General features: G+C 36.3%; 8 protein-coding genes, 2 rRNA genes and 1 pseudogene. 5 read left to right on the top strand and 6 right to left on the bottom strand.

Features of this window, described 5'->3' with window-relative positions; translation table 11 throughout:
• Positions 1–99: 99 nt before the first annotated feature.
• The 3 genes from OZD63_RS02905 to pstC all read right to left on the bottom strand — a co-directional run bounded on the left by OZD63_RS02905 (position 100) and on the right by pstC (position 3,101).
• Positions 100–471, bottom strand: coding sequence for a F0F1 ATP synthase subunit epsilon (locus tag OZD63_RS02905; RefSeq protein ID WP_275008065.1), 372 nt, complete (start codon positions 469–471; stop codon positions 100–102).
• A 12-nt stretch (positions 472–483) separates the two neighbouring features.
• The gene (gene atpD, locus OZD63_RS02900) at positions 484–1,911 is read right to left on the bottom strand and encodes a F0F1 ATP synthase subunit beta (protein WP_274979725.1); all 1,428 of its coding nucleotides are present in this window, start codon (positions 1,909–1,911) and stop codon (positions 484–486) included.
• A 101-nt stretch (positions 1,912–2,012) separates the two neighbouring features.
• Complete coding sequence (pstC, locus tag OZD63_RS02895; RefSeq protein ID WP_274979726.1) at positions 2,013–3,101, bottom strand: phosphate ABC transporter permease subunit PstC; 1,089 nt, start codon at positions 3,099–3,101, stop codon at positions 2,013–2,015.
• Positions 3,102–3,208: 107 nt separating this feature from the next.
• Between pstC and rpmH the strand changes: the two genes are divergently transcribed.
• From rpmH to OZD63_RS02880, 3 genes and pseudogenes are all read left to right on the top strand, one after another.
• Positions 3,209–3,343: a 50S ribosomal protein L34 gene (gene rpmH / locus OZD63_RS02890; RefSeq protein WP_006279898.1), complete on the top strand. Its 135-nt coding sequence runs from the start codon at positions 3,209–3,211 to the stop codon at positions 3,341–3,343.
• 19 nt (positions 3,344–3,362) lie between these two features.
• Positions 3,363–3,686 (top strand): annotated as a pseudogene (rnpA, locus tag OZD63_RS02885) (ribonuclease P protein component); the annotation flags it as partial.
• An 85-nt stretch (positions 3,687–3,771) separates the two neighbouring features.
• Positions 3,772–4,035 (top strand): hypothetical protein, encoded by a 264-nt coding sequence (locus tag OZD63_RS02880; RefSeq protein WP_274979722.1) that lies wholly within the window; start codon positions 3,772–3,774, stop codon positions 4,033–4,035.
• Between the two features lie 85 nt (positions 4,036–4,120).
• Here the strand turns inward: OZD63_RS02880 and rrf are convergent.
• Together rrf and OZD63_RS02870 are read right to left on the bottom strand one after the other, a co-directional pair.
• Positions 4,121–4,227, bottom strand: a 5S ribosomal RNA gene (gene rrf, locus OZD63_RS02875).
• A gap of 66 nt (positions 4,228–4,293) precedes the next feature.
• Positions 4,294–7,059 (bottom strand): 23S ribosomal RNA (locus OZD63_RS02870).
• A 335-nt stretch (positions 7,060–7,394) separates the two neighbouring features.
• On the opposite strand from OZD63_RS02870, the gene OZD63_RS02865 reads away from it, so the two are divergent.
• A complete protein-coding gene (locus OZD63_RS02865) occupies positions 7,395–8,471 on the top strand; it encodes a methyltransferase domain-containing protein (RefSeq protein ID WP_274979723.1) in 1,077 nt (358 codons plus the stop codon).
• A 58-nt stretch (positions 8,472–8,529) separates the two neighbouring features.
• Positions 8,530–10,314 (top strand): ribonucleoside-diphosphate reductase subunit alpha, encoded by a 1,785-nt coding sequence (locus OZD63_RS02860; RefSeq protein ID WP_275008064.1) that lies wholly within the window; start codon positions 8,530–8,532, stop codon positions 10,312–10,314.
• Between the two features lie 20 nt (positions 10,315–10,334).
• Here the strand turns inward: OZD63_RS02860 and OZD63_RS02855 are convergent.
• Positions 10,335–10,554: transposase (locus OZD63_RS02855; protein WP_275008063.1), on the bottom strand; the 220-nt coding region annotated here is incomplete at its 5' end.

The raw sequence follows: 10,554 nt of genomic DNA, 5'->3' as shown, positions 1-10,554 counted from the left end.
CCAGTATTGGTCTAATTTTTTCAAATTGTTCTTTACTTATATCGCTTGGATAGCTTTTTTGCATAGATATGCCTCTTTCTTAACTATGCTTATTCTACCTCATATTTTCGAGATCCTTAACAGGTTCTTAGAAAGAAACTTCTCATCAAGATAACTTAAGTATATACTAATTCTCTTATTTTTAAACGATTTCTCATCATGAATTGCACGATCAAAAACCTGAATTTGACTTGTTATAATGCTACAATTATTACTTGCAACTTCTAATACGCCACTATCAATTACAACCTTCTTTTCTGTTTGGTTACTCATTTTAACAGTAATCATACCAGGCAATAAATAAATTAAGTAAGGAGCATGGTGAGCTAAAATCATAAGCTCCCCTTCGAGCCCAGTTACTGAAAGAGAAACCACTCCACTGAATGAAATTTGATCATCAGGAGAGAAAAATTGCACTTTAAAAGTATTCATAATCTTTAACTTTTATTTAGCTTCAGCTTGTATTAATTCAGCCTTTTTTATTGCTTCATCTATATTCCCCACCATATAAAAAGCAGCCTCTGGTAAGTGATCATATTTACCTTCAACAATCCCTTTAAAACTGGAAACAGTATCAGAAAGTGAAACAAATTTACCAGGCATGCCAGTAAATATTTCTGCAACGTGAAAAGGTTGAGAAAGAAATTTCTGAATCTTACGAGCCCTATCAACAATAATTTTATCTTCATCAGATAGCTCATCCATACCAAGTATTGCGATAATATCTTGCAGTGATTTATAAGTTTGCAATATACGTTTCACCTCAGAAGCTACCTTATAATGTTCTTCACCAATGATTTCAGCAGATAAAGACTGAGAAGTTGAATCAAGTGGATCAACAGCAGGGTATATTCCCATTTCAGCTATTTGCCTTGACAACACTGTGGTGGCATCAAGGTGAGAGAACGTAGTTGCTGGAGCTGGATCAGTTAAATCGTCCGCAGGAACATATATAGCTTGCACAGAAGTAATAGAGCCAGAAGTTGTTGAAGCTATTCTTTCTTGCATTGCACCCATATCAGTTGCAAGGGTTGGCTGATAACCAACAGCTGACGGTATTCTTCCAAGTAAAGCAGAAATTTCAGAACCAGCTTGTGTAAATCTAAAGATATTATCCACAAAAAATAGAACATCTTGGTTTTCACGGTCACGAAAATACTCTGCCATAGTAAGTGCTGTTAAAGCAACTCTAGCCCTTGCTCCAGGAGGCTCATTCATCTGACCATAAACCAAAACAGCTTGAGATTTTTCATGCTCATTTATATTTATTACATTTGAAGTGATCATCTCGTGATAAAGATCGTTACCTTCACGCGTTCTCTCCCCTACCCCGGCAAACACAGAAAATCCTTTATGAGCTTTTGCTATATTATTAATTAATTCCATTATTAGGACTGTTTTACCAACACCGGCTCCACCAAATAAGCCAATTTTTCCTCCTTTAAGATAAGGCGCAAGAAGATCTATAACTTTTATTCCCGTAACTAAAACTTCTTCCTGTATTCTCTGTTCAGTAAAACTTGGAGGTGCTCTGTGTATAGGCTCTAAGTTATATTTTCCCTTCAGTGGACCACACTCATCTATAAGCTCTCCAACAACATTAAAAATCCTTCCTAAAGTTGAACGCCCAATTGGCACCGATATTGGTGCACCTGTATCAACAAATTCATCCCCCCTTGACACGCCATCTGTGCTATCCATAGCAATACAACGAACTACATTGTCACCTATATGCTGCGAAACTTCTAAAACCAGCTCCTCATCCTTATATTTTAGTTTGCTTTTTAAAGCATTAAATATTTTAGGCAATTCACCTTCAAATTTTATATCAACAACTGCTTGAGTTACCTTAATCGCTCTACCTATATTCATCTCTTTATTTTTATCACCTAACACTATAATTCCATAAAAGAACTTCTAAAGAAAGTAGATTTTATATTATTAATAGAAATTTTGCAACATTAAAACGCTTACTAGTTACGCTTCATTACAAACAATGCAAACGCATTTAATAGCCAAGTAATAATAAACAATACTAAACTAAGCGCATAAGCAGCAAGAGTTTGTACACTATTGAAATCCTGATCTCCGGTAAGTAATGTAGCGATCTGCACGGTAATGGTAGTAACTGAATTAAGAGGGTTAAAAGTCAAATTTGCGTTGATTCCCACAGCCATTAGCACAATCATTGTTTCACCTATCACTCTTGAAATTGACAATAAAATTGCACTTAAAATTGTAGGCATTGCATAAGGTATTGTTATATGCCATATAGTTTCCGCTGGAGTTGCACCAAGTGCCATGAAGCCATAACGCAAGCTTTTTGGAACAGATCTTATGGCATCTTCGAGTAAAGAAATAATAAAAGGAAGAATCATTATCCCAATCGATAAACCGGCAACTAAGGCACTTTCTGAGTGTATACTTAAACCAAAAAAATTTGCTACCTGCTTTATAAAGAAAGACAAAAACACAACCGCGAAATATCCATATACAACCGTAGGAATAGCAGACAAAACTTGCAAAGTTGTATTAACAATATAACGCACTTTCTCACTCGCATATTCACTAATATATATTGCAGAAAATAAACCAAGCGGAACGACAACTAACATTGCTATAATAGTTATAAGTAATGTACCAACTAAAAGCGGCGCTATACCAAAACATCCTATCTTCTCTTCATTGATAGTGACTACATTGTGGCCCCATTTCAAGCAAAACAAGAATTCTGAAATAGCTACTTTATTAAAAAAACTAATGGATTGAATAAAAATAGACAGCATTATAAATAAAGTGATAAAAAATGATATGGCCAAAGCCACAAATAACGAAAGTTTTATTATCTTATTTCTTTTATTTTTAAAGATAAAAGCAAGCATGAAAAAAAGTAACGCTATAGAAATAAAAGTTACAAAACAATTATTATAGAATACTAACAACCAAGTTAGCATCCATACACAACTAAGATATAGATAATATTTAACCTTATTTACTTCTTGAAACCTACTAAAACAAAACAAAAGGATTAGTAAGACAGGTATGACTATCACCGAATTCATTCTTCCATGCATCAAATTTTATTCTACGAAAATGTCATACAAGTTCACCATTATTTGACAATAAAGTAAAACAATTTAAAATAAATAATTATATTAATATAAAAACAATGAAGAGAACATTTCAACCAAAAAATTTGATAAGAAAGCGCAGACACGGATTTCGTTCACGTATGGCAACAAGAGCTGGAAGAAAAATCCTTAATAGGCGCCGTTCATTAGGGTGTAACAAATTATGCGCATAGTAAGTATAAAAAAAAAGATTTTTCTTCTGCTTTCAAAAATAAGTTAGCACTCAACAGTCTTTTTTATCGTGGGCTTTATATATCACTGTACGCTATAAAAGAAAGAGAACCTGAAAAGTACATTCATACCATTAGAGTAGGTCTGGCTATCAGTAAAAAAACCGGAAAAGCAGCAAAAAGAAATAAAATAAAAAGGCGACTACGAATGCTTGCTAAAATTAGCATTTTAAATATAAGTAATATAGGGCACTACTACATAATACTAACTCATAGAAACATTATGCAAGCAAGTTATAAAAACTTACAAAAAGATCTAACTATTTGCTTAAAAAAGATAAAATAAAAAAAATCTCAATTAAGGTATTTACAACTATATTTTTTATGATAATATAGGTAAAATTTTTAAAAATAGTTAATGGGTGTGGTGAATGGTAGAGCATATAAAAGAGGTAAATAACACAGGCTTTGGTCAGATGTATCAATTCTTATTTCTTCCTAAAGGAACAGGAACAGATTGGAGGTCAGCATTTCGCCAACAAGAAGAATTATTTAAAAAAGTGGGAGGTAATGTAATATTACCAGAAATCAGTAATTCTCCTTCAAAAGGGAGTCGATTAGGGGAAGTAGGAACAATGCTAAATAATGTAGAAAATGACCAAGAACATATAAGAAAAAAAAGATATCGTGGTTAAAGTAAAAACTTAAAGAATAGTAACAAAACAAGAAAGTTAAAATATAAGTATATCCACTGTCTAACTAACAAAGAAATTTTTATAAACTTGGCGGCGACCTACTCTCCCTTTTCAAGTACCATCAGCGCTAAAAAGTTTCACTTCCGAGTTCGAGATGAGATCGGGTGGTTCATTTTTGCTATAGCCACCAAGTCAATAAAAATTTCTAACTTAACAATTTTAACTTAATATTTAACACTGCATACACACATATAGAAAGCAAATAAATCAATCAGGCTATTAGTACTAGCTAGCTTCACATGTTACCATGCTTCCACACCTAGCCTATCAACGTGGTAGTCTTCCACGGCCTTAATTGGGAAATCTTTTTGAAGAGGGTTTCTTGCTTATATGCTTTCAGCAATTATCCCATCTATACATAGCCACCCAGCGATGCTATTGGCATAACAGCTGGTACACCAGAGGTATATCCATCTCGGTCCTCTCGTACTAGAGTCAGACCTTCTCAAATTTCCTTCACCCACGGCAGATAGAAACCGAACTGTCTCACGACGTTCTAAACCCAACTCACGTATCACTTTAATCGGCGAACAGCCGAACCCTTGGGACCTTCTTCAGCCCCAGGATGTGATGAGTCGACATCGAGGTGCCAAACGGTGCCGTCGCTATGAACGCTCGAACACCATCAGCCTGTTATCCCCGGCGTACCTTTTATCCGTTGAGCGATGACCCTTCCATACAGAATCACCGGATCACTATGACCGACTTTCGTCTCTGCTTGGCTTGTCAGCCTCGCAGTCAGGCAAGCTTATGCCATTATACTATCAAGCTGATTTCCGACCAGCTCTAGCTCACCTTCGCACGCCTCCGTTACTTTTTAGGAGGCGACCGCCCCAGTCAAACTACCCACCATACAATGTCCTAGTTCCAGATAATGAAACATAGTTAGATATCAAAAGTGTAAAGGGTGGTATCTCAAGGTTGACTCCATTATAGCTAGCGCCACAACTTCAAAGTCTCCCACCTATTCTGCACATCACACTTTTAATAGCAATGTAAAGCTATAGTAAAGGTGCACGGGGTCTCTTCGTCTAACCGCGGGTACCCCGCATCTGCACGGGGAATTCAATTTCGCTGAAGTGATGTTGGAGACAGTGGAGAAATCGTTACGCCATTCGTGCGGGTCGGAACTTACCCGACAAGGAATTTCGCTACCTTAGGACCGTCAGTGTTACGGCCGCCGTTTACTGGGGCTTCAATTCGGAGCTTGCACCCTTCCTATTAACCTTCCAGCACCGGGCAGGCGTCAGACCCTATACTTCCACTTACGTGTTTGCAGAGTCCTGTGTTTTTAGTAAACAGTCGCTACTCCCTATTTTGTGCCACCTACTCATAGTTGCCTAAAAGCAGGTTACCCTTCTTCCGAAGTTACAGGTATAATTTGCCGAGTTCCTTCAACATCATTCTTTCAACACCTTAGTATACTCTACTCATCCACCAGTGTCGGTTTGCGGTACGGCCTCATAAATATAAGTGCTATTTCCTGGAGCCTCTTTTGAGCATAGATCAATCCAATAAGATCTATACAAATACGAAACCCGTCACACTTAAGAGGTTTAGGAATATTAACCTAATTGCCATCGACTACTCCTTTACGGACTCGCCTTAGGAACCGACTAACCCTACGCAGATTAACTTAACGTAGGAACCCTTAGATTTTTGGTGAGAGTGTTTTTCACACTCTTTTACGCTACTTATGTCAGCATTCTCACTTCCGATATCTCCAGCAGTTTTCACAAACCACCTTCACAGACTTACGGAACGCTCCGCTACCGCGCCTATTGATCGAAATCGATAAGCACTCACATCTTCGGTATACAGCTTTAGCCCCGGTACATTTTCGGCGCAGAAAAACTTATTTAGACAAGTGAGCTGTTACGCTTTCTTTAAAGGATGGCTGCTTCCAAGCCAACCTCCTAGCTGTAATGGTTTTTCTACTTCCTTCCCCACTTAGCTGTAATTTTGGGACCTTAGACAGTGATCTGGGTTGTTTCCCTCTTCACCACGGACTTAGCACCCGTAGTGTGCCTGCTGTATAATTAATTGTTGGTATTCGGAGTTTAGTTAGATTTGGTAAGACGGTGAATCCCCCTAGTCTATCCAGTGCTCTACCCCCAACAACATACATACAACGCTCTACCTAAATAGATTTCGCGGAGAACCAGCTATTTCCAAGTTTGATTGGCCTTTCACCCCTAATCACAACTCATCCAATAATGTTGCAACATTAACTGGTTCGATCCTCCAGTGTGCTTTACCACACCTTCAATCTGGTCATGACTAGATCACTTGGTTTCGGGTCTAATCCATAAAACTAAAACGCCCTATTCAGACTTGCTTTCGCTACGCCTACACCTAACGGCTTAAGCTTGCTTCATAGATTAACTCGCTGACCCATTATGCAAAAGGTACGCTGTCACTCTAAATATCAATAAATTGATATAGAGCTCCAACTGTTTGTAAGCACTTGATTTCAGATTCTATTTCACTCCCCTCCCGGGGTTCTTTTCACCTTTCCCTCACGGTACTTGTTCACTATCGGTCGTTAAGGAGTATTTAGGCTTGGAGGATGGTCCCCCCATATTCAAACAGGATTTCACGTGCCCCGCTCTACTCAAGGATTTAAAAACTTTCTACTTATACAGGACTATCACCTTCTATGGTTACCATTTCCAGAGTATTCTAATTCTTATTCTTAAATCACTAGCCTTTTCCGCTTTCGCTCGTCACTACCAACAGAATCTCGGTTGATTTCTTTTCCTTTGGCTACTTAGATATTTCAGTTCACCAAGTTTGCTTTACATACTTAGTACGTAATAACTAGCTAAACTAGTTGGGTTTCCCCATTCGGAAATCTGCGGATCAAAATTTGTTGACAATTCCCCACAGCTTATCGCAGCCTGCCACGTCCTTCATCGCCTCTTAACGCCAAGGCATCCATCAAGCGCTCTTAATAATTTATTTATCCGACTATATGCAGAATATGCAGAGTTAAATATTATTAAAATTGAATTGAGATCAAATTAATCTCTACCATAAAACTTGTCAAACATCTAAAAACTAAATCTATCTTTTATATATTATAACCTAATAAATAATATGTCAACGCCTTTTTGCACAAAACATTTACTTATATTATCAACAACAATATACTAGCAATCCTAAACAGTATAATCTGAGAAATATGTGGTAAACTTATGTATACAGTAAAAATTAATAAAAAAGATATTTTGTAAGATAAAATGTGTTAAAATCAACTGCCTAAAAATGATAATAAACATTCGGAGTATTTCTAACGTATGAAAAGTAATCTCTCTTTTATAAAAAACGTTGCTTTAAATTGTATGTCTAAGCTCATTGGCGTATTAAATATTAAGAAAGTAAAACACTTCATTGTGAATAAATATAATACTCTTCATAAAGAAATGACAGTGCTTCTTAAAAAATCTAAGAACCTGTTAAACACCAACATTGAAATCGGTTTATATCACTTTTATAAAGGTAGCATATCAGATGCAAAGTTACGATTTTGGTTAATTAGCATATTTTACCCCCATTTACCTATAGTCTGGTATAACATCGGAAGGTGTCATTTTGCGGCAGGGAATACTAACAAAGCTTATAATTATTTAACAAGGACACTAAAATTAGATAATGACCACGAGGAGGCGTCTTACTATATAAAAAAAATGACAAACTCAGCGCTTATTACAGAATTGCCAAAAAACCTCATAAGACAATATTTTGATTACACAGGTGAATATTTTGTTGAGCATTGGTTGATTGCCAAACAATATAGAGGGCATGAACTTGTACACATGATAATTACAAAAATCTTCAACAACTCCACTTCTGAGCTCAATATACTTGACCTTGGTTGTGGGACTGGAATATGTGGTCATTTCTTAAAAATAAATAGTATTGGAAACCACATAACAGGAATTGATATTTCAAGTAGAATGCTAAATATCGCAAGAGGATGCTTTATAAAAGGTAAGCCTGTTTACAATGAATTAATACATATGGAAATGAAAGAGTTTCTTAAACAAGAGAAAAACCAGCAGTATGATGTAATTATCTTTGCTGAAGTGCTACATTATCTACATGACTTTCAAGAAGAATTGAAATTAGCAAAAAGATCTACGAGCAAAAAAGGAGTTATTGTATGTTTAATAAGAAGAAAGGAAGGTGAAGGTATTGACTTTGTAAATAAAGGAGACTATTTTCGTCACTCAGAAAGTTATGTTCAACATGTTGCAAAAGAAATAAATATGCAAATAAGTTATATGAGTTACTGTAAAATACATGGCAGTCAGGTTGACGGTATCTTGTTTGCATTACAGCATCAACAAGAAAATCCGAAAAACCTAACTTAAAAATCGCTCAAAATGACTTTTAAGTATCTATATATAATAAAAGAATAAAAGGAATTTTATGAATAACATTACCATTAATTACGCAAAGGACAGCAAATTAACCGACTTTGGAAAAGCAGTTCTATCAGACAGGTATTTAATAGAAAATGAAAGTTATCAAGACCTCTTTGCACGTATTGCTAATTACTATTCTGATAATAAAGAACATGCGCAGCGTCTTTATGACTACATGAGCAACTTGTGGTTCATGCCTTCAACACCAATACTCAGCAATGGTGGCACTAAGAGAGGGTTACCTATCTCTTGCTTTCTTAATGAAACCGAAGACAGCTTGCAGGGAATAGTTGATCTATGGAATGAAAATGTTTGGCTTGCTGCACGTGGTGGTGGAATAGGTAGTTATTGGGGAAATTTACGCTCAATAGGCGAAAGCGTAAAGGGTAGCGGCAAAACATCAGGAATTGTTCCATTTATTGTAGTGCAAAATGCTCTAACACTTGCAATTAGTCAGGGATCCTTAAGGCGAGGAAGTTCAGCAGTTTATCTTCCTGTATCTCATCCGGAGATAGAAGAGTTTCTGGATTTACGCAAGCCAACAGGCGGTGACCCAAATCGCAAAGCGTTAAATATACATCATGCTGTAATAGTAACAGATAAATTTATGCAGGCTGTTGAGAATGATCAAGAATGGAATTTAATAAGCCCTCACAACAATAAGGTTATTTCAACTGTAAAAGCGCGGGATATATGGATCAAAATATTAACAGCAAGAGTTGAAACTGGAGAACCTTACATTATTTTCCTTGATGCAACAAATAACAATAAGCCAGAATCTTACAAAAAGCTCAACTTAGACATCAAGATGTCAAATCTATGCAGTGAAATAACTTTAACCACAGGTTATGATCACCTGAATAAGTCACGCACTGCTGTGTGTTGTCTATCATCCGTAAACCTTGAGTACTACGAAGAATGGAAAGACAATAAACTCTTCATAGAAGATATAATGCGCTTTCTTGATAATGTATTGGAAGATTTCATAAATAAAGCACCGAATGAAATGCAGCGAGCAAAATATTCTGCAATAAGAGAACGCAGTATTGGTCTTGGTGTGATGGGCCTTCATTCGTTTTTACAAAGCAAAATGGTTCCTTTTGAATCAGTAACAGCACAACAATGGAATAAAAAAATATTTAAGTATTTACGCGAGCAAGCAGATATAGTTTCTAAAAAATTAGCAGAAGAAAAGGGAGCATGTTCTGATGCCAAAGAAGTTGATCTAATGGAAAGGTTTACACACAAATTCGCTATTGCTCCTACTGCCTCGATCTCCATTATTGCAGGTAATACCTCCCCTGGAATAGAACCATACGCAGCAAACGTATTCATACAAAAGACACTTACAGGTTCATTTGTAGTGCGAAATAAATTCTTGCAAAAACTATTAGCAGAAAAAAATCAAGACAATGATAAAATATGGTCTTCAATTTCAACAAACGAGGGTTCCGTTCAGCATTTAGAGTTTCTTAGTGAGCATGAAAAATTGACATTTAAAACAGCGTACGAGCTTGACCAAAGATGGATTATAGAACATGCAAGTAATAGAACTTCGTATATTTGTCAATCTCAATCAGTAAATCTGTTCTTACCTGCCAACGTACATAAACGTTACTTGCACAAAATACACATGCTTGCTTGGAAAAAAGGATTGAAGAGCTTATATTACTGCAGATCACAATCAATGCAGAGAGCCGATAAGGTCTCGCATGACATATTCAAAAAAAGTGAAATATTGCAACAAAAAACAGATATTGACTACGATGAATGTCTGTCATGCCAATAGCGGCCTTACTCAGAACCTGTTTAAAATCTTCGTAATAGGAGAGAAATGAAGGAAAGGACAATCATTTGCAAGCTGGTGTTGAGTTTACGTTCGCAATTTTTCCACAATCTTCTACATTTTTCTAACCAAGCAAAAGATCGCTCAACAACCCATCTCTTTGGCAATACAATGAAAGAATGTAATTCACTTCGCTTTATTACCTCAACAGTTGCACCAATAGTAGCTTTTATTTGAGTTGCA

Source organism: Wolbachia endosymbiont of Drosophila leontia, from assembly GCF_028981785.1.
GTDB lineage: Bacteria > Pseudomonadota > Alphaproteobacteria > Rickettsiales > Anaplasmataceae > Wolbachia > Wolbachia pipientis.
The sequence above is the reverse complement of the archived record's forward strand: the minus strand, read 5'-3'. Positions and strand labels throughout refer to the sequence as shown.